The organism is Neomesorhizobium albiziae, from assembly GCF_900114255.1.
Taxonomy (GTDB): domain Bacteria; phylum Pseudomonadota; class Alphaproteobacteria; order Rhizobiales; family Rhizobiaceae; genus Neomesorhizobium; species Neomesorhizobium albiziae.
In genome coordinates, this window is the sequence record NZ_FOSL01000002.1 from 502,730 (window position 1) to 520,707 (window position 17,978).

The following is a 17,978-nucleotide window of genomic DNA, read 5'->3' on the forward strand; positions in this document are numbered from 1 at the left end:
TTATGATCAGCAACAATCCCAGACTCGCCAGCTTCCTCGAACACTACGGCATTGTCGTCATCGTCGTCGTCATGATGGTGCTGCTTTACGCCTCGCGTCCAGACGTCTTCCTGACGCTCGCCAACCTCACCAACATCATCAAGCAGAACGCCTCGCTGGCGCTTTTGGCGCTCGGCATGTTCGTGGTCATCGTGACCGCCGGCATCGACCTTTCCGTGGGATCGGTGATGGCGCTTGCCATGATGTGCCTGGCGGTGGCCGCGAAGGCGGGCGTGCCGTGGCCGATCGTCATCCTGATCGGACCGGCAGTCGGCATCGCCTGCGGCCTGGTCAACGGCTTCGGCCTGACCATCCTGCGCCTCCCGCACCCCTTCATCATGACGCTCGGCACGCTGAACGTCGCACGCGGCCTGTCCAGCCTGATCACCAACGGCGCGCCGGTCTCCGGCCTCGGCCCGCAGGTGCGCTATCTCGGTCAGGCCAACTACGATTTTGGCATCTTCCCGCCGCCGACCGGCCTGCCGGCCAGCCTGTTCGTGGTCGTCATCTGCGCCGCCGCCTTGTGGTTCTTCCTCAACCGCACCTCGCTCGGCCGCCACATCTTCGCCATCGGCGGCAACCCGCACGCCGCCCGCGTCTCCGGCATCAATGTCGACCGCGTGCTGGTCTATGTCTACGCGATCAGCGGCTTCTTCGCCGGGCTTGCCGGATTGCTGCTTGCGGGCCGCACCGATTCCGGCTTTCCGCTGGCCGGCCAGAACGCCGAACTCGACGCAATCGCCGCAGTGATCATCGGCGGCGCCTCCTTCTTCGGCGGGCGCGGCACCATTCTGGGCGTGCTTGCCGGCGTACTGATCATGGGGCTGATGCGCAACGGCCTCAACCTCAACAACATCAGTCCGTTCTGGCAGCAGATCCTGATAGGCCTGGTTATCATCCTTGCCGTCTACATCGACGTCATCCGACGGCGTGCAGCGGTGCGGACTTAAGTTTAGCATAGCCATGCCCGGCGCCGTCTCCGCGCCGGGCATGGCCCGTTTATCGGAGACGAACTGTTCCTTGGGAGGAAAGCAATGAAACGATTGATCCTGGCCAGCACCGCGTTGGCGATGATGATGGGCAGCACCTTGGCCGCCGACAAGTTCCTGGTCGACATGAAGGGCCCCGGCGCCGGCAACCCGTTCTGGGCGGCGGTGGAAGCCGGCGCGATGGAAAAGGGCAAGGAGCTCGGCGTCGAGGTGGTGGTGATGTCACCGCCGGCCGAATCCGACGTCGCCGCGCAGATCGCGCAGATAGAAGACATGATCACCCAGGGTCTCGCCGGCATTGCGCTGGCGCCGACGGATCCGAATGCGCTCGCTCCGGTGGTCGATGCCGCCAAGGCCAAGAACATCCCGGTGGTGTTCGTTGACACCAAGGGCACCAATGAAGGCATCACCTTCATCGGCACCGACAATGCCGCCGGCGCCAAGCTTGCCGCCGACTACATCTGCGGCAAGATCGAGAAAGGCTCGGAAGTCGCCATCCTGCAGGGCATCATCACGCAGTCGACAGGCCAGGCTCGCGCCACCGGCGCCAAGTCCGGCCTCGAAGGCTGCGGCCTGAAGGTGGTCGCCGAACAGACCGGCGAATGGGACCGCGCCAAGGGCCAGGCCGCGATGGAAAACATCATCACCGGCAACCCCAACATCAAGGCGGTGTTCGCCTCCAACGACAACATGGCGCTGGGCGCTGTTGAAGCGCTGAAATCGGCCGGCAAGCTGGCCGACGTCATGGTCGTCGGCTTCGACGCCAATCCGGATGCGGCAGCCTCGGTTCTGGCCGGCGAAATGACCGCGACGGTCGCGCAGGCCCCGAAGAACATGGGCGGCTTCGGCATCCAGGCGCTGGTCGACCTGAAGGCCGGCAAGACCATCGAAGCCGTCATCGATACCGGCACCGTGCTGGTCGATAAGAGCAACGCCGAGCAGTACAAATAGGCGTCAGCTTCTGGGAGCGGCCGGAGCCGTGCCGGGCTCCGGCCGTTTTCTATCCTGGCGATGAAGGAGACAGAATGGAATCGATCGGCGTCGGGCTCATCGGGACAGGCTTCATGGGCAAGGCCCATGCTATCGCCTGGAATGCCGTAAAACCGGTCTTCGGCGACGTGCCGTCGATCAGGCTGGCGCATCTTGGTGAAACCAGCGACGAACTCGCCAGCCTGAAGGCGGTCGAGTTCGGTTTTGCAAAATCGTCCGGCGACTGGCGCAAAGTGATCGCCGACCCGGAAGTCGACGTCGTCTCAATCACCACCCCCAACAGGTTCCACGCCGAAATGGCAATCGCAGCCCTCAAGGCAGGCAAGCATGTCTGGTGCGAAAAGCCGATGGCGCCAAAGCTCGCCGAGGCTGAAACCATGCTTGCCGCGCAGCGCCGCTCGGGCAAGGTCGCCGTGCTCGGCTACAACTATATCCAGAACCCGGCGATACGGCACATCAGGAAGCTGCTCGACGAGGACACGATCGGCGCCGTGAACCACGTCCGCATCGAGATGGACGAGGATTTCATGGCCGATCCGGCCGCCCCCTTCCAGCAGCGGCACGAAGCCGTGAACGGCTGGGGCGCCATCGACGATTTCGGCGTGCATCCGCTGTCGCTTGTCCGCACACTGTTTGGTAGTGTTGCCCGCGTCATGTGCGACATGGCGAAACCCTACCCGACGCGCAAGACCGAGAATGGCGACCGCGACGTCGAGGTCTACGACATCGCGACGATCCTGATGCGGCTGGAGAACGGCGCCTCGGGACTGATCGCGCTCAGCCGCACCGCCTGGGGCCGCAAGGGCCGCATCGCCATCCAGATCGTCGGCGCCAAGGGCTCGATCCTCTACGATCAGGAGCGGATGAACGAATTCCAGCTCTACGTGACCTCGGACCGCGCCACCGAACAGGGGTTCCGCACCGTGCTGACAGCTCCGCACCACAAGCCCTACGACCGGTTCGTTCCCGCCGCAGGACACAGTCTCGGTTTCAACGATCTGAAGATCATCGAGTGCCGGCAATTGATCGGCCGCATGCGCGGCGAGGAGACGGCTGCGATCACCTTCGACGAGGGCATCCTGATCGAGCGCACTGTCGCGGCGATGGCGCGGTCGTTCGAGGAAGGTTGCTGGATCGACATCTGATCCGGTCGCAGCCAGCAGGGCCGGCCCAACGAAACAGGGCCTGTTCTGGAACAGGCCCTGCGGAAATCTCCGGGAACAGAACGCCGCAGGCGGGGCTTACTCCGCCGGACTGGGTTTCTTCTTGAACATTGCGATCAGATTGTCCCAGAGCTCTATCTTGGCGCCCTGGCGCTTCATGATGACGCCCTGCTGCAGGATCGACAGGAAGTTGTTCCACGCCCAGTAAATCACCAGGCCGGCCGGGAAGCTGCCCATCATGACGGTGAACACCAGCGGCATCCAGTTGAAGATCATCGCCTGCGTCGGGTCCGGCGGCGCCGGGTTCATGCGCATCTGCAGGAACATGGTGATGCCCATCACCACCGCCCAGACGCCGAGAAGCGGCAGGAAGGCGGGCGGCGTGAACGGCAACAGTCCGAACAGGTTGAAAATCGACGTCGGATCGGGCGCCGCCAGATCCTGGATCCAGCCGAAGAACGGCGCGTGCCGCATTTCGATGGTGACGTAGAGCACCTTGTAGAGCGCGAAGAACACCGGGATCTGGATCAGGATCGGCCAGCACCCCGCCAGCGGATTGATCTTTTCCTTCTTGTACAGTTCCATCATCGCCTGCTGCTGCTTCATCTTGTCGTCCGCATATTTTTCGCGGATTTCCAACATGGCGGGCTGCACCTTCTTCATGTTCGCCATCGACACATAGGACTTGTTGGCGAGCGGGAAGAAGACAGCCTTGACGATGACGGTGGTCGCCAGGATGGCGAGGCCGAAATTGCCGAGGAAGCGATAGAGCGTATCGATCAGCCAGAACATCGGCTTGGTGATGAAATAGAACCAGCCCCAGTCGATCAGCAGGTCGAACTGACGGATCTTGCGCTCGGTCTCGTAGGACTGGATCTTGGCCACTTCCTTGGCGCCGGCGAAAACCAGGGTCTCGACCGTCGCGGACTGGCCGGGCGCTACCGTGATCGCGTCGCTCAGATAATCGGATTGGTAGCGCGGGCGCTGGTCGGAAAGATACGAAAAGCTGGGTTGGAATTCACGTTCGGCGGAAGGAACAAGTGCTACCGCCCAATATTTGTCGGTGATGCCAAGCCAGCCGTCCTTGGATTTGCCCGGCTTGACCTGCTTGTCTTCCTCGATCGTGGAATAGTTGATTTCCTGGAGGCCTTCCTCGCCCGTCACGCCGATCAGGCCTTCGTGCAGCACGTAGGTGCTGGCATGCGTCGGCTTGTCGAAGCGGGTGACGCGACCGTAGTTCGACAGCGAGACCGGTGCGGTTCCGGCATTCGACACCGTGTCGGAGACCGTGAACATATAGTTGTCATCGACGGCGATGGTGCGCTTGAAGGTCAAGCCCTTGTCGTTGGTGTAGGTGAGCACCACCGGTGTCGACGGCGTCAGCGTCTGGTTGCCTTCGACGGTCCAGACCGTATCCGGCCCCGGCACGGTGCCGGTGCTGGCGTCGCCGACAAAGCCGATCTCGGCATATTGCCCGTTGGGCAGGGTCGAGGGATTGAGCAGTTCAATGGTCGGCGAATCCTTCTCGACCGTCAGCCGGTAGTCCTTGAGCCGCACGTCGTCGATACGGCCGCCCTTGAGGTTGATCGAGCCCGAAAGGCTCGGCGTGTCGATCTGGATGCGCGGGGTAGCGGCGATCGCCGACTGGCGGTCAAGCGCGAGCGAACCCTCGGCGCCGGGCACAGCGGCACCAGGCGCTGCCGCTCCCGGAAGGGCGACGCCTTCACCGCTTGCCGCGGGCGCCGCCGTCTTCTTCTCCGCTTCGACACGCTCAGCCTCGATGCGCGCGGCCTCGCGCTGCGACTCGATGCGCGGGTTCATGTAGAACACCTGCCAGAGGGTCAGGATCAGCACGGAAAGCGCGATGGTGATGAAGAAATTGCGGTTGTTTTCCATCAAGTGGTCCTAACGCGATCCGCGAATTCGGCGTGAAAGTTCGGATGTCAAGGTTCCGAAGGGGGCGGTGAGTATCTCCGTCCGCCCGACGATGACATAGTCATTGCCGGGGGCCATGTCACCTGCGGCATGAAGACGAACGGCTTCCTTGAGGCGCCGCCGGATGCGGTTCCGCTGCACGGCGTTGCCCGCCTTCTTGGTAACCGTGAAGCCGACGCGCGGTGTCCCGCCGTCGCCGCGGTCCATCGTTTCCAGCAGGAAAAGCCGCCCGCGGCGCTTTTCACCACGCCGGACGGCCAGGAACTCCGCGCGCTTGCGAAGCCTTCGGAAAACCAAGGTTCCGGGCTTGCCGGCCACCGGCAAGGTGGTTGGCTTCCGCTTTAGGCGGACAGCCGCTTGCGACCGCGGTTGCGGCGGGCGGCGACCACTCCGCGACCACCCTTGGTGGCCATGCGGGCACGGAAACCGTGCCGGCGCTTGCGGACGAGCTTTGAGGGTTGATAGGTGCGCTTCATTTGTTTGATACCGCGGCGTGCGGCCCTTCTTGGTGCTGTCGCTATGAACAGGAGCTGTGCCGGGGCAGGCCGTAGCGCAATACAAATTGCGCCGGACCACGGACCCGAGCGTGAGCGGGCTTATAGAAAGAAGGTTTCTGGAAGTCAATTCCCGGCTGCAAAGCAGTGGTCGAGACGCATCAAGCAGCCGGACTTGGCTGCTTGCAGGGAGTAAGACTTTTGTTCCGCTGCACTGCAAACCCGTTTCACGCAAGGGTGAGTATATCTCGCGAAGAGGTCAAAACCCGGTGAGACAATGCGCGAAGCGCTTGCTCCTGCCGCCCCACTGGGCTCATGTGACAGGAACCGGACGGGCTGTCGAACTTCCGGACAGCAGGCATGCCCGGAGGGCGGGAGAAACAATGACCAAGGCTGCGGGTCCGACCGCAACGAGCGGCGACGGGCGAGCCAGGAAATCCGCTTTCTGGCGGTTTGCGCCGATCGTCCTGATCGTCGCCGGCCTCGCGCTTGGTTATGCGATGGACTGGCACCATTTTCTGACGCTGCGCTACCTCGGCAAGAGCCAGGACGTGCTGAAGGCGTTCGCCGCCGCCCATCCCGTGCTGGCGCCGTTCGGTTTTGTCACCTGCTATACGCTTGCCGTCGCGTTTTCCTTTCCGGCGGCGTCGGTGCTCACTATTTTCGGCGGCTTCATGTTCGGCTGGGCATTTGGCGCCACACTTGCGGTGATCGGCGCCACCAGCGGGGCGACGCTGCTGTTTCTGGCGGCGCGGACGGCGTTTGGCGACTATCTGAAGCGCCGTCTCGGTGGTGTCTCGGCCCGCCTTGCCGAGGGTTTCGAAAAGGATGCGTTCGGCTTCCTCCTGGCGCTGCGCCTAGCGCCCTTCATCCCCTTCGTCGTCGTCAATGTCGCCCCGGCATTGTTCAATGTGAAGCTTCGTACCTTCGTCGCGGCGACGGCGATCGGCATCGTGCCCGGCGCCATCGCCTATGCCTGGCTGGGCGAAGGCGTCGACAGCGTGCTCACCGCCGCCAAGGCCGCCGGCCGCCATGCCAAGGTCAAGGATCTGGTGACGCCGCAGATCACCATCGCCTTTGCCGCGCTTGCGCTTGTGGCTCTCATCGCCATCATCGTAAAGAAGCGCTGGAAACGCGATGCCGGTGCCGACAGCGCCGGCAAGGACGGCACCTCGTAGACGAGCCGGGAAAGCATGCCATGGCGAACCCTCTTACGCCCGACATCTGCGTGATCGGCGCAGGCTCCGGCGGCCTCTCGGTCGCGGCGGCCGCGGCCGCCTTCGGCGTGCCGGTGGTGCTGATCGAGAAGGGCGCGATGGGCGGCGATTGCCTGAATTTCGGCTGCGTACCCTCCAAAGCCATCATCGCCGCGGCCAAGCACGCCGAGGCGATGCGCAACGGCGCCGGGTTCGGCATCGGCAACATCGAGCCGGAAATCGACTTCGCCGCCGTGAACAGGCACGTCCATGCCGTCATCGCCGCGATCGCACCCAATGATTCCGTCGGGCGTTTCACCGCGCTCGGTGTGCATGTGATCAAGGCAGAAGCCCGTTTCACGGACGCAGGCACCGTGGTCGCCGGCGATGTCGAGGTTCGTGCCCGGCGTTTCGTCATCGCCACCGGCTCGTCTCCCACGATACCGTCGATACCCGGCCTCGATGGTGTCCCCTACCTCACCAACGAGACGCTGTTCGACCTGGTTGAGCGGCCGCAACATCTCGTCGTCATCGGTGGGGGGCCGGTCGGCCTGGAGATGGCGCAGGCGCACCGGCGGCTCGGCTCCGCCGTAACGGTGATCGAGGCGGCAACCGCGCTGGGCGCCGAAGATCCCGAAATGGCGGCGGTCGTCTTGCGACGGCTGCGCGCCGAAGGGGTGGCGATCCACGAGGCTACGACAGTCAAAAGCGTCGAGCGCCAGGGCGAAACCGGCATTCGCGTCAACATCGAGGATAATCATGGTGCTGCGGCCATCGATGGCACCCATCTGCTGGTCGCAACCGGCCGCACCGCCAATATCGAAGGGCTCGGGCTCGACAAGGCCGGCATCGCTTTCGACGCCAACGGCATAAAAGTCTCGAACAAGCTCAGGACCGCCAACAGCCGCGTCTACGCCATCGGCGATGTCGCCGGCCCGCTGCGCTTCACCCATGTCGCCGGCTATCACGCCGGCCTGGTGGTCAGGGCGCTGCTCTTTCGGCTGCCGGCCAGGGAAAACCGCCGGATCATTCCGCGGGTCACCTTCACCGATCCGGAACTCGCCCATGTCGGCCTCACCGAAGCGGAGGCGGCGCAAAAGTACGGTCCGGTTAGCGTCCTGCGCTGGCCTTACGCCGAAAATGATCGCGCCCAGACGGAACTGAAGACCGAGGGCCACATAAAATTGCTCGCCGGCAGACGCGGCAGGATCCTCGGCGTCTCGATCGCCGGCGCCAATGCCGGCGAGATGATCAACATGTGGGCGCTGGCGCTCGCCAAAAATATGACGGTCGGGGATGTCGCGGCCTATATGCCGCCCTACCCTACCATGGGCGAAATTGGCAGACGCGGCGCTATCGCCTATTTTGTCGAGGTGGCGCGCAAGCCGCTGGTTCGCAGTGTCATCCGCTGGCTGCGCAATTTCGGCTGAGCGAACGACACGGATGCACGCTGGCTGACCGGATTGTCGCCTGGAATCACCTGGCGTCGCATGTATGTGGCAAAACGCACAGATTGAGTAGGATGGCCGGTTCAAACTGAACGCATTCTCCTCCCAGGAATGCATGGAATGAGCGATCAAGCGGCGGCCAAGGCGGCAGAGGCTAACCAGCGCGACCGGCGGATGGTGCCGCTGTCGCGCGGCCTGTCGACCAAGCTGCTGCTGTTGACCATCCTGTTCGTGCTTCTGGCCGAAGTGCTCATCTTCATCCCGTCCATCGCCAATTTCCGCTTGCGTTGGCTCGAGGAGAAGCTCGGCACCGCGGCGACCATCAGCGGCGTGCTGATGCAGGGCAACCCGGCCAGCCTGCCGCGTGCCGCGCAGGACGATGTCCTGATGTCGATCGGCGCCAAGGCGATCGCGGTGCGCGACGGCGACATTTCGCGGCTGCTGGTCGTGGCCGACATGCCGCCCCAGGTCGACGAGCACATCGACCTCGCCAATACGGGAGCCCTGGCGGCGATGCGGGACGCACTCGACACTGCCCTGTTCGGCGGCGACCGGATGCTGCGCGTCTTCGGCAAGGTCGGCGACAGCGACAAGCAGTTCGAACTGGTCATTCCCGACAAGAAACTGCGTGGCGCGATGCTGATCTATTCGCGCAACGTGGCGCTCCTGTCGCTGCTGATATCGCTGATCACCGCGGGGCTGGTGTTCTGGGCGATCAACTGGATCATGATCCGGCCGGTGCGCGACATGACGCGCTCGATGCTGGCGTTTTCCGAGGCGCCGGATGATCCCGGCCGTGTCATCCTGCCGGAGGACCGCGGCGACGAGATCGGCGTTGCCGAACGCGAACTGGCCGACATGCAGACACGTCTGCAGAAGACGCTCGCCGAGCAGAAGCACCTCGCCGACCTCGGCCTCGCCGTCTCCAAGATCAACCACGACATGCGTAACATCCTGGCATCCGCGCAGCTGATGTCAGACCGCCTCGCTTTGGTGAGAGATCCCTCCGTCCAGTCGTTCGCGCCGAAGCTGGTGCGCACGCTGGACCGCGCCGTCGCCTACACCGAGGGCGTGCTCGCCTATGGCAGAACGCAGGAGGCAGCGCCCACGCGGCGACTGCTTCGGCTTCGCCAGCTCGTGGACGACGTCCACGGCCTGCTCGGCATCGATCCGGCCGGCGGCATCGAGTTCGACAATGCAGTCGACACGGCCTTCGAAGTCGATGCCGATTCAGACCAGCTGTTCCGCGTTCTGAGCAATCTCTGCCGCAATGCCGTCGAGGCGATGGCCGCGGACCGGGAGGCGGCGCTGGTGCGCAGGCTGGCGATATCGTCCGAGCGCACGGGAAGCGTATGCCGGATCTTCGTGACCGACACTGGGCCCGGCCTGCCGCAGAAAGCGCGGGAAAACCTGTTCACCGCCTTCCGCGGCTCGGCTCGCAGCGGCGGCACCGGGCTTGGCCTGGCGATTGCCCACGAACTGGTGCGTGCGCATGGCGGCTCGCTGGAACTGGTCGAAAGCATCGGCGGCCGCACCGTCTTCGCCATCACCATCCCCGACCAGCCGGTCAGGCTCGACGAAGCCCGCTCGGCGATGCGCCGCCCGGCTTAAGAGCGTCTTGCAGTCAAATGGAATCATTTGGCGTCCGCATAAATGCGACTGGAACTCGGCAGCACGCATTGCGGCATCGCGGCCATGCGTCGCTAAGCTGCCGCGGCCATGCCTCGTCCTTGCGTGGAGCGGGTCGTTCTGTCGCAAAAGTTTTCGTGACGGGCGGCTTGCTTTTCCATCCGCCACTCGTTAGGTAGCGTCACATTCGCGGCCGGGCCGAAAGCCTGGCATGCGTGGGTTGTGTCGATCACGGCCCGTTGCGCGCCCGTAGCTCAGCTGGATAGAGCACCAGACTACGAATCTGGGGGTCAGGAGTTCGAATCTCTTCGGGCGCGCCATTTCAACAGACTGAAATCTCTAAATTTTTCGCATTTCATGAAGACCCGGAGCCGGCCTAATTTGCGAAATTAAGCCGGTTTTGGAAGCGCGGCTACTCTCGCGAACTGCAGCGTGGTTGTTCGCAGACCTTTCAGGCCGCAAAGGCTCGGCCCAGACGTACACCGTCGTATTGGCCTTGACCACTTCCTGTCGCTTGTGAATTTGCGTCTGAACGACGTCAACGTGGGTTGCGGGAAACTGACGTCCCGAACCCGCGATGATCGTGGTGCGCACATCCGGCGACTTGACATCCAACGCGTGAGTCGATACTAACGCGTTAGTGGAAACTAACTTGAATAGCGGCTGGACGGCCCTCGGCGATACGACGAGGCGAGCGATCTTTGAGATGCTGGTCGAGCACCCAAGCTCGGTGACTGAGTTGGCAGGCGCTCTGCCGGTCACCCGGTCAGCGGTCTCGCAGCATCTGAGAGTGCTGAAGGACGCCAGGCTCGTGACTGACACGGCCGCTGGCAAGCACCGTATCTATCGCGTCGATCCCGACGGGCTGGCGGCTCTGCGCGCGGACCTGGACCGGTTCTGGATGAAAACGCTCGCGGCATACAAGGAAGCCGTTGAGCAGCAGCCAAAGGAGTGATGATGAGTACGCAAGCAGCAGATACGATCGTCAGGCATTCGATCGTGGTCGAGGCACCGATCGAGCGCGCCTTCAAGGTTTTCACCGAGGACTTTGGCAAGTTCAAACCCAAGGAGCACAATCTGCTCCGTGTGCCCATCGTCGAAACGGTGTTCGAGCCGCGCGTCGGTGGCAGCATCTACGATCGTGGCGCCGACGGCAGCGAGTGCCGCTGGGCGAATGTGCTGGCCTACGAGCCGCCGCACCGGCTGCTGCTCAGTTGGAACATTACGCCGCAATGGCGGCTCGAGACCGTTCTCAACAAGACCAGCGAATGGGAGGTGCGGTTCACCGCCGAGACGGCGAGCCGGACCCGAGTCGATCTGGAGCATCGGAAGCTCGAGCGCCACGGCGCGGGCTGGGAAAGCGTGCGCGACGGCGTTGCGGCCGATCAGGGCTGGCCGCTCTACTTGCAGCGGTACGCCGATCTGTTTGGCCGGTGAGTTTTACGGTCGCGCCAGACGGGACGCGCTACGGCAGCCGGATCGCTTTCTCAGGCTGGAGGCGCCTGCCTTGATCGAGGTTGATCACGGTTCTGATCGGGATGAAGACCCTTCAGCGCATCGAATGCTGTTGACCTTTGACGAGCAGGCCAACGGCAAAACAATCGTCACCTTGCGCCAGATGCATTCCACCAAGGCGCGGCGCGACGAGGCGATTGGATCTGCAGCTGTCGAGTACGGCGCCCAGACGCTCGCCAACTTCGCGCGACATGTGCAGGCACGGGGATAATAAGGCGCAGCGTAAAAGCCGAATTCCGCGCGAGACTACGATCACCTACCGGTTCCCAGTTTCATATCTTCGGGCGCGCCATTCTCAAGCTGCGGCATCCTAATAGATCGGTTGCGCCATGTGGCGCGGCGCCGGCCACTCCTTCGTCGCGCCCGGCTGCACCGGGCGTTCCAGATAGGTCGACAGCGCCACGTAGCTGCGCGTCGTCACCACTCCGGGCACCTCGTAGATGCGGGCAAGCAGGCCTTCCAGCGCCCGGGTGTCTTCGGTGCGCACTTTCAGCAGCATGCAGGTATCGCCGGCGACCGAATGGATCTCCTCGACCTCCGGATACTTCGAGATCGCCATCAGCTCCGGCGTCTTGCCCCAGCCCCTCGTATCGACGTGAACAAAGGCCAGCAGCGGCTTGCGCACCGCCTTCGGATCGATGATCGCCGAGGTCTGCCGGATGGCGCCCGAACGGCGAAGCCGCTTCACCCGTTCATGCGCGGCCGGCGCCGAAAGCCCGGCGCGTTCGCCGAGTTCGGCATAGCTGACGGTTGCGTCGTCAACCAGAACGCCTAACAATCTTCGGTCTGCGGCGTCGAGTTCACGGGTCGGAAGCCTGCTCGGCCGAATGCCATCTGTTTCTTCATCCATTGGTGAAAATCCCCTTGTTGCCGAATGCCATTCCGGCATCATGCCGATATGACGAAGATCGATCAACCCTTTGAACACTATGCCGGCGAACAGGGCGGCATTCCGCGCGCCGCTTATGTGCTGACCGGCTGCATCGGCGTCATCGGCTCCAACTCGCTGGTGCTCGGCCCGATCGCGCCGGCCGTGTCGCAGTCGCTGGGCGCCGGCGTGCCGGCGGTGATGATGGCGTCGGCGGCGTTCGGTCTCGGCACCGCGGCAAGCGCCCTGTTCCTGGCCCGCCACATCGACCGGCTCGGCGCGCGCCGCATGCTCAGGCTCGCCATGGCGGTGCTCGCCACCGCCATGCTGCTCAGCGCCGCCGCCCCCATCGTCGCGGCGCTGATTGCCGCCCAGCTGGTCGCCGGCATCGCCTCGGGCGTCGCCCTGCCGGCGATCTATGCAAGTGCCGCGGCGGTGGCGCCGCCCGGACGCGAGAGCCGCACCATCGGAGTGGTTCTCACCGGCTGGACCTTGAGCATGGTCGCCGGCGTGTCGCTGTCGGCAGTCCTGGCCGACTTCATACACTGGCGCGCAGTCTATACCGCAGTCGCAATCCTTTCAGTCGCTGCGATGGCCGGGCTGTCGCTGATGCCACGCCGCGACGCGCTGGCGGCAGGTCCGGCGCCGATGCCGCTCGCGGCGCTGGCAATAGCGGGCGTCAAGCCGCTGCTGCTCGCCTGCGGCGCTTTCATGACGGCCTTCTACGGCGTCTACGGCTATCTCGGCGACCATCTGCACAACGGGCTTGGCGAACCGGTGAGCGCCAACGGCCTGGCAGCACTCGTCTACGGCATCGGCTTCGGCGGTGCTGCCCTGCTCGACGGCGTCGCCGATCGGGTGGGCGCACGCCGCCTGATGCCGCTCGCCTTCCTTGCCGTGGCGGCCGTCTATCTGCTTTTCGCGATGGCCGGCGACAACTTCGCGACGGTGCTGGCAACCGTCTTCCTATGGGGCCTGTTCAACCATTTCGGCCTCAACCTCCTGATCTTGCGGCTGACGGCTATCGATCCGGCGCAACGCGGCACCATCATGGGTCTGAACAGCGCCGTCACCTATCTGGCGGTGTTTGCCGGCACCAGCGGCTTCGGTCCGCTCTATGCGGGCTACGGTTTCGGCGTCGCCGCCTTCGTCGCCATGGTGTTGACGCTGCTTGCCGCGGTCGCGGGTTCGTTCAGGTAGCGCCTGTGCCGGCCCCCAGGCCGAGCAGCGCCTGCAGGCCGAACAGCACCGCCAGCGACACGGCAAACATGCCGACAAAGACGGCTGAGGCCAGGGCGGGACCCTTGCCCAGGACCGCGTTGGTGAGACGCCAGAACAGCACCATCGAAATCAGGAACAGCACCAGCGACATTAGCGATGCGGGCTCGCCCGCCGCCGGGACGAACAGCCGCAGCAGTGCCGGCGGCAGCATCAGCCAGATCAGCAGCGCCGATCCCCAGTTGCTGGCCACCACATAGTGGACGAAACGGCTGCCGATGCCGGCCGGGCGCGCCACCAGCGCCAGCACGCCAATCGGAATGAGCCAGGAGCCAAGATCGGCGAGCCCCAGCCGCAGGAAGATCGAGAAGCGGCCGCCGGCGATGTCGGGGTCCTGGCTGAGGTCGTTGGCGACCACCACCCAGCCGACGACAAGCACCGGCAGCGAGATAACGATGGCGAAGAACGAATTCCAGAAGCCGTCAGCCGAAATATCCATGAGCCGGATGCCGTCCGGCTTGCCCATCATCAGGCGCCACGCCCCGGTAAGAAACTGCTGGATGTCTTCGGCGGGCGGCATGTCGGTGCTCTCAGCCGAACCAGTCCTGGAGGAAACGCTCGTAGATCTGCGTCAGCGTCTCCAGGTCGGCAAGTGCTGCGCGTTCGTCGACCATGTGCATCGTCTGCCCGACGAGGCCGAATTCGACCACCGGGCAATAATCCTTGATGAAACGGGCATCCGATGTGCCCCCAGAGGTGGAGAGGCCCGGCGTCCTGCCGGTGACCGCCTTGACCGAGCCGCTCAGCGTTTCGATCAGCCGGTCGTCGCGGGTCAGGAACACATGGCTCGGCCGATCGCGCCAGACGATCTCGTAGTCGATCGGCTCCTTGCGTCCCGGGCGCAGCTTGCGCCGGCCGGCGGCGCGGTCGAGGCGGTTGTGAATCTCGGCCTGCAAGCTCTCGACGGTCCAGCTGTCATTGAAGCGGATGTTGAAGGCGGCGGTCGCCTTCGCCGCGATGACGTTGGTCGCCGGGTTGCCGATGTCGATCGACGTCACTTCGAGATTGGTCGGCTGGAAATCCCCGGTTCCCTTGTCGAAGGCCGGCGCCATAAGCGCGTCGAGGAGCGTGACGATGCCGCGCGCCGGATTGTCGGCCAGATGCGGATAGGCGGCGTGGCCCTGGCGACCGTTGACGGTCACGATGCCCGACAGCGAGCCGCGGCGACCGATCTTGATCATGTCGCCGAGCGCGTCGGGATTGGTCGGCTCGCCGACGATCGAGGCATCCCATTTCTCGCCCTTTGCGGCGGCCCATTCCAGCAGCTTCACCGTGCCGTTGATGGCCGGACCTTCCTCGTCGCCGGTGATCAGCAAGGAGATCGATCCCTTCGGCCGGCCGTGCTTTTCTACATGCCGTGCCACAGCGGCAAGGAAGCAGGCGATGCCGCCCTTCATGTCGACCGCGCCGCGTCCGTACATCTCGCCATTGGCGATCTCGGCGGCGAAGGGCGGATGCGTCCATGCCGCTTCGTCGCCTACCGGCACCACATCGGTGTGGCCGGCAAACATCAGATGCGGGCCGTTGCCCGGCAGCCGCGCGTAAAGGTTTTCGATGTCCGGCGTGCCGTCTTCGGCAAAGACCGGGCGCTCGACATTGAAGCCCAGCGGCTTCAGCATGGTCTCGAGCGCCGTCAGCGCACCGCCCTCGGCAGGCGTCACCGACGCGCAGCGGATGAGGGAAGCGAGATTGGCGGTGGGGTCGACAGGCAGACTCATGGCTGGAGGATTAACGGAAAGTGCCGGGGCTGTCACCGGGATGGTGGGGCGCTGGCATAGAGCATTTTGCAGCCAGGTGGAATCACCTGGCGTGGCACAAATGCGGCTAAAACAGCCAGATGGAGCGGAATGCCCGGTTCAGCCTGAGTGCGTTCCGCTCTAAGCGGTTTCGGCGAATGGTCGACAGGCCTGGCGGACGGTCCTGCCAACGCGCAGTCGAAATAGACGGGGATTGCCGGACAGGTCCATTGGCATGCCGACGCGCCTCCGCCACCTTGGATCGAGGGACGGAGCAACCAGGAGGAGGGACATGCGCACGCAGGTCGCCATTGTCGGCGCCGGGCCTGCCGGGTTGATGCTCGGCCGCCTGCTGGAACGCGCCGGCATCGACACGGTCGTGCTGGAGCGCAGGAGCGCCGAGCACGTCTTGTCGCGCATCCGCGCCGGCGTCCTCGAGCAGGGTTCGGTCGACCTGCTCCACCGGGCCGGCGTCGGCGCACGCGTCCATGCGGAGGGGCTCGCCCATAACGGGGTCAAGCTCAGCTTCGATGGAGACGCCGCGCGCATCGATTTTCCGTCGCTCACCGGCAGGCACGTGACCGTCTACGGCCAGACCGAGGTGACGCGCGACCTGATGGATGCGCGCAACGCATCCGCCGCGCCGACCGTCTACGAGGCCGAGGATGTCGCGCTGCATGATTTCGCCAGCACCCGCCCGCGCGTCAGCTGGCGACAGCAGGGGCAGCAGCGGGAACTCGGCTGCGACTTCATCGTGGGGTGCGACGGCTATCACGGCGTCTCGCGCGCCAGCATCCCCGGCGATGCGCTGACCATCTTCGAGCGCCACTACGATTTCGGCTGGCTGGGCCTGCTGGTCGAAAAACCGCCGGTCGACGACGAACTGATCTACGCGCATCACCAGCGTGGCTTCGCACTGTGCTCAATGCGCTCGCACAGCCGCAGTCGCTACTACATCCAGGTTCCCGCCACCGAACGCACACAGGACTGGCCCGACAGTCGTTTCTGGGACGAATTGCGGTCGCGGCTCAATCCCGAATTCGCGGCACGGCTGCAAACCGGGCCGTCGATCGAAAAATCCATCGCGCCGTTGCGCAGTTTCGTCGCCGAGCCGCTGCGCTTCGGCTCGCTGTTTCTTGCCGGCGACGCCGCCCATATCGTGCCGCCGACCGGCGCCAAGGGCCTCAACCTGGCCATGCACGATGTCGGCCTGCTGGCCGACGCCCTCATCGAATTTTACTCGGAGCATTCATCGGCGGGCATCGACGCCTATTCCGGCCGGGCGCTCAGCCATATCTGGAAAGCCGAGCGCTTTTCCTGGTGGATGACCTCGCTGCTCCACACCTTTCCCGAAACAGGCCGGTTCGGGCGGCGTATCCAGCGGGCGGAGTTCGACTATCTCGTCGGCTCGACAGCGGCGCGGACCAGCTTTGCGGAAAATTACACCGGCCTGCCCGGCTGATCCCCGGCGCCGGCGAGCGAGGCGAGGAGGCTGGCCGCAACGCCTCAGTCCCCCTCTCCCCGTTCTTCACGGGGAGAGGGTTCGGGGTGAGAGCTGTTTCGGTATAAGTCGAAAATTGTCTAGCGGTTGGACCGCGGCTTCATCGTACCGATATCGACGATGACGCTGCCCGAAATTCTTACGTCCCAGTCGCCGACCTTCAGCACACCGTCCTGCGAAGGCGGCGTGTCGGGCTCCGGTTGCAGCACTTCCTCGCGCGGCTTGACGATGCTGTAGCCACCTTCGACGCCCGGCAGGGCCTTCTGCGCTTCAGCCGCATGCGCCAACGCGCCTGTGCCGGGCAGGCCAACGAAGGCTATGCCAGCGAAAAGTATCGATATCCGTGAGAGCGGCGTGAATGCGAGGCGCATATGCAATCTATAGGGTTGCCGCGCGGCGATTTCAAATCACGGTGCGGTGCAGCCGCCCGCACCGCAGGTCATTACCGGTAAACAAAGGGTGGGAAAGATTTGGTGGAGCCAAGCGGGATCGAACCGCTGACCTCTTGCATGCCATGCAAGCGCTCTCCCAGCTGAGCTATGGCCCCACACACGCCGGTTCCGGCGGAAAGTCCAGCAAGGTCTGGTCCCTCGCTGCAGTCGAGGCGGCTTCTAACCCCGCCTCTCACCAAGATCAAGCCCGCCTGTCAGCCTTTTTCGGCAAATTTGCGAGCGGACCGGCGTGGCGGCAGCCTAACTCAGCCGCGCCGGCGAAAATCAGATTTCGTCTTCGTCGTCGCCGACGCCAATGATGTCGGCAACGTCGTCGTCTTCCTCTTCCTCGTCGGCGAGGAAGGTATCGTCGTCATCGTCGTCGCCGAGATCGACATCTTCGTCGTCCTCTAGATCCGGCAGGTCGTCGCCGCCCTTCACCTCATCGTCGGCTTCTTCGAGCGATACGACTTCGGCGCCTTCCTCCTCGGCGTCCAGTTCCTTCTCTTCGACTTCCTCTTCGTCCTTGAGGGCCGTCTCGGAGGCGGTTTCGAAGTAGGTGCGCGGATAGGATTTGCCGGTATACGGCGAAACGATCGGATCCTTGTTCAGGTCGTAGAATTTCCGGCCCGTCTCCGGGTCGATGCGTTTGGTGCCAAGTTCGGGTTTAGCCACGGGTCCAGCCTCGTCAAAAAAGAGTTGGTCCCCATAGCCAAGCTTTGCCGGCCTGTCAAAGCTAAAAGGAGTTCCGCTGGAAACGCCGGTT

The 17,978-nt window shown here is 64.1% G+C and carries 19 protein-coding genes and 2 tRNA genes; 12 read left to right on the forward strand and 9 right to left on the reverse strand.

What is annotated here, in order from left to right:
* The first annotated feature begins 2 nt into the window (after positions 1 to 2).
* The 3 genes from F3H98_RS06060 (at position 3) to F3H98_RS06070 (ending at position 3,163) form a co-directional block, all read left to right on the forward strand.
* Positions 3 to 989 carry an ABC transporter permease gene (locus F3H98_RS06060; RefSeq protein WP_149759204.1) on the forward strand — a complete coding sequence of 329 codons (987 nt, stop codon included), beginning with the start codon at positions 3 to 5 and terminating at the stop codon, positions 987 to 989.
* 84 nt (positions 990 to 1,073) lie between these two features.
* Positions 1,074 to 1,979 (forward strand): sugar ABC transporter substrate-binding protein, encoded by a 906-nt coding sequence (locus F3H98_RS06065; RefSeq protein ID WP_149759205.1) that lies wholly within the window; start codon positions 1,074 to 1,076, stop codon positions 1,977 to 1,979.
* A gap of 74 nt (positions 1,980 to 2,053) precedes the next feature.
* Entirely contained in the window at positions 2,054 to 3,163 is a 1,110-nt protein-coding gene (locus F3H98_RS06070) for a Gfo/Idh/MocA family protein (RefSeq protein WP_149759206.1), read from the forward strand.
* Between the two features lie 96 nt (positions 3,164 to 3,259).
* Here F3H98_RS06070 and yidC read toward each other — a convergent pair whose 3' ends face one another.
* The 3 genes from yidC to rpmH are packed head-to-tail and all read right to left on the reverse strand — an operon-like array spanning position 3,260 to position 5,592.
* Positions 3,260 to 5,077 carry a membrane protein insertase YidC gene (yidC, locus tag F3H98_RS06075; RefSeq protein ID WP_149759207.1) on the reverse strand — a complete coding sequence of 606 codons (1,818 nt, stop codon included), beginning with the start codon at positions 5,075 to 5,077 and terminating at the stop codon, positions 3,260 to 3,262.
* A 9-nt stretch (positions 5,078 to 5,086) separates the two neighbouring features.
* A complete protein-coding gene (rnpA, locus tag F3H98_RS06080; RefSeq protein ID WP_149759208.1) occupies positions 5,087 to 5,440 on the reverse strand; it encodes a ribonuclease P protein component in 354 nt (117 codons plus the stop codon).
* 17 nt (positions 5,441 to 5,457) lie between these two features.
* On the reverse strand, positions 5,458 to 5,592 hold the full coding sequence (gene rpmH / locus F3H98_RS06085; RefSeq protein WP_008833937.1) for a 50S ribosomal protein L34: 135 nt from the start codon (positions 5,590 to 5,592) through the stop codon (positions 5,458 to 5,460).
* Between the two features lie 401 nt (positions 5,593 to 5,993).
* Here rpmH and F3H98_RS06090 point away from each other — a divergent pair, with 401 nt between their 5' ends.
* The 7 genes from F3H98_RS06090 to F3H98_RS06120 all read left to right on the forward strand — a co-directional run bounded on the left by F3H98_RS06090 (position 5,994) and on the right by F3H98_RS06120 (position 11,609).
* Positions 5,994 to 6,788 (forward strand): TVP38/TMEM64 family protein, encoded by a 795-nt coding sequence (locus F3H98_RS06090; protein ID WP_149759209.1) that lies wholly within the window; start codon positions 5,994 to 5,996, stop codon positions 6,786 to 6,788.
* A 20-nt stretch (positions 6,789 to 6,808) separates the two neighbouring features.
* The gene (locus F3H98_RS06095; RefSeq protein WP_149759210.1) at positions 6,809 to 8,236 is read left to right on the forward strand and encodes a dihydrolipoyl dehydrogenase family protein; all 1,428 of its coding nucleotides are present in this window, start codon (positions 6,809 to 6,811) and stop codon (positions 8,234 to 8,236) included.
* Between the two features lie 138 nt (positions 8,237 to 8,374).
* Positions 8,375 to 9,865, forward strand: a complete 1,491-nt coding sequence (locus tag F3H98_RS06100) for an ATP-binding protein (RefSeq protein ID WP_149759211.1) — start codon at positions 8,375 to 8,377, stop codon at positions 9,863 to 9,865.
* A 261-nt stretch (positions 9,866 to 10,126) separates the two neighbouring features.
* Positions 10,127 to 10,203: transfer RNA gene (locus F3H98_RS06105), tRNA-Arg, on the forward strand.
* A gap of 332 nt (positions 10,204 to 10,535) precedes the next feature.
* Entirely contained in the window at positions 10,536 to 10,838 is a 303-nt protein-coding gene (locus tag F3H98_RS06110; protein ID WP_280177972.1) for an ArsR/SmtB family transcription factor, read from the forward strand.
* Positions 10,839 to 10,840: 2 nt separating this feature from the next.
* Positions 10,841 to 11,320 carry an SRPBCC family protein gene (locus F3H98_RS06115; RefSeq protein ID WP_149759316.1) on the forward strand — a complete coding sequence of 160 codons (480 nt, stop codon included), beginning with the start codon at positions 10,841 to 10,843 and terminating at the stop codon, positions 11,318 to 11,320.
* Positions 11,321 to 11,390: 70 nt separating this feature from the next.
* Complete coding sequence (locus F3H98_RS06120; RefSeq protein WP_188130342.1) at positions 11,391 to 11,609, forward strand: SRPBCC family protein; 219 nt, start codon at positions 11,391 to 11,393, stop codon at positions 11,607 to 11,609.
* A 99-nt stretch (positions 11,610 to 11,708) separates the two neighbouring features.
* Here F3H98_RS06120 and F3H98_RS06125 read toward each other — a convergent pair whose 3' ends face one another.
* Positions 11,709 to 12,248 (reverse strand): Lrp/AsnC family transcriptional regulator, encoded by a 540-nt coding sequence (locus F3H98_RS06125; protein ID WP_149759213.1) that lies wholly within the window; start codon positions 12,246 to 12,248, stop codon positions 11,709 to 11,711.
* 48 nt (positions 12,249 to 12,296) lie between these two features.
* Between F3H98_RS06125 and F3H98_RS06130 the strand changes: the two genes are divergently transcribed.
* Positions 12,297 to 13,466, forward strand: a complete 1,170-nt coding sequence (locus F3H98_RS06130) for an MFS transporter (RefSeq protein ID WP_149759214.1) — start codon at positions 12,297 to 12,299, stop codon at positions 13,464 to 13,466.
* Here the strand turns inward: F3H98_RS06130 and F3H98_RS06135 are convergent.
* Together F3H98_RS06135 and dapE are read right to left on the reverse strand one after the other, a co-directional pair.
* Complete coding sequence (locus F3H98_RS06135; RefSeq protein WP_149759215.1) at positions 13,459 to 14,064, reverse strand: transporter; 606 nt, start codon at positions 14,062 to 14,064, stop codon at positions 13,459 to 13,461. The two genes, F3H98_RS06130 and F3H98_RS06135, sit on opposite strands and share 8 nt — an antisense overlap.
* Positions 14,065 to 14,074: 10 nt before the next feature.
* On the reverse strand, positions 14,075 to 15,262 hold the full coding sequence (dapE, locus tag F3H98_RS06140) for a succinyl-diaminopimelate desuccinylase (protein WP_149759216.1): 1,188 nt from the start codon (positions 15,260 to 15,262) through the stop codon (positions 14,075 to 14,077).
* 310 nt (positions 15,263 to 15,572) lie between these two features.
* Here dapE and pobA point away from each other — a divergent pair, with 310 nt between their 5' ends.
* Entirely contained in the window at positions 15,573 to 16,742 is a 1,170-nt protein-coding gene (gene pobA / locus F3H98_RS06145) for a 4-hydroxybenzoate 3-monooxygenase (protein WP_149759217.1), read from the forward strand.
* Between the two features lie 119 nt (positions 16,743 to 16,861).
* On the opposite strand, the gene F3H98_RS06150 is transcribed toward pobA, so the two are convergent.
* From F3H98_RS06150 to F3H98_RS06160, 3 genes are all read right to left on the reverse strand, one after another.
* On the reverse strand, positions 16,862 to 17,152 hold the full coding sequence (locus F3H98_RS06150; RefSeq protein ID WP_244621614.1) for a hypothetical protein: 291 nt from the start codon (positions 17,150 to 17,152) through the stop codon (positions 16,862 to 16,864).
* 100 nt (positions 17,153 to 17,252) lie between these two features.
* Positions 17,253 to 17,328: transfer RNA gene (locus tag F3H98_RS06155), tRNA-Ala, on the reverse strand.
* A 169-nt stretch (positions 17,329 to 17,497) separates the two neighbouring features.
* The gene (locus F3H98_RS06160) at positions 17,498 to 17,887 is read right to left on the reverse strand and encodes a TIGR02300 family protein (protein WP_149759218.1); all 390 of its coding nucleotides are present in this window, start codon (positions 17,885 to 17,887) and stop codon (positions 17,498 to 17,500) included.
* Between the last annotated feature and the right edge of the window lie 91 nt (positions 17,888 to 17,978).

What these genes read in the sequence shown, in the direction of transcription:
- F3H98_RS06060 (WP_149759204.1), top strand. Translation starts at nt 3, where the DNA reads ATGATCAGCAACAATCCCAGACTCGCCAGCTTCCTCGAACACTACGGC.
- F3H98_RS06065 (WP_149759205.1), top strand. Translation starts at nt 1,074, where the DNA reads ATGAAACGATTGATCCTGGCCAGCACCGCGTTGGCGATGATGATGGGC.
- F3H98_RS06070 (WP_149759206.1), top strand. Translation starts at nt 2,054, where the DNA reads ATGGAATCGATCGGCGTCGGGCTCATCGGGACAGGCTTCATGGGCAAG.
- yidC (WP_149759207.1), bottom strand. Translation starts at nt 5,077, where the DNA reads ATGGAAAACAACCGCAATTTCTTCATCACCATCGCGCTTTCCGTGCTG.
- rpmH (WP_008833937.1), bottom strand. Translation starts at nt 5,592, where the DNA reads ATGAAGCGCACCTATCAACCCTCAAAGCTCGTCCGCAAGCGCCGGCAC.
- F3H98_RS06090 (WP_149759209.1), top strand. Translation starts at nt 5,994, where the DNA reads ATGACCAAGGCTGCGGGTCCGACCGCAACGAGCGGCGACGGGCGAGCC.
- F3H98_RS06095 (WP_149759210.1), top strand. Translation starts at nt 6,809, where the DNA reads ATGGCGAACCCTCTTACGCCCGACATCTGCGTGATCGGCGCAGGCTCC.
- F3H98_RS06100 (WP_149759211.1), top strand. Translation starts at nt 8,375, where the DNA reads ATGAGCGATCAAGCGGCGGCCAAGGCGGCAGAGGCTAACCAGCGCGAC.
- F3H98_RS06115 (WP_149759316.1), top strand. Translation starts at nt 10,841, where the DNA reads ATGAGTACGCAAGCAGCAGATACGATCGTCAGGCATTCGATCGTGGTC.
- F3H98_RS06125 (WP_149759213.1), bottom strand. Translation starts at nt 12,248, where the DNA reads ATGGATGAAGAAACAGATGGCATTCGGCCGAGCAGGCTTCCGACCCGT.
- F3H98_RS06130 (WP_149759214.1), top strand. Translation starts at nt 12,297, where the DNA reads ATGACGAAGATCGATCAACCCTTTGAACACTATGCCGGCGAACAGGGC.
- F3H98_RS06135 (WP_149759215.1), bottom strand. Translation starts at nt 14,064, where the DNA reads ATGCCGCCCGCCGAAGACATCCAGCAGTTTCTTACCGGGGCGTGGCGC.
- dapE (WP_149759216.1), bottom strand. Translation starts at nt 15,262, where the DNA reads ATGAGTCTGCCTGTCGACCCCACCGCCAATCTCGCTTCCCTCATCCGC.
- pobA (WP_149759217.1), top strand. Translation starts at nt 15,573, where the DNA reads ATGCGCACGCAGGTCGCCATTGTCGGCGCCGGGCCTGCCGGGTTGATG.
- F3H98_RS06150 (WP_244621614.1), bottom strand. Translation starts at nt 17,152, where the DNA reads ATGCGCCTCGCATTCACGCCGCTCTCACGGATATCGATACTTTTCGCT.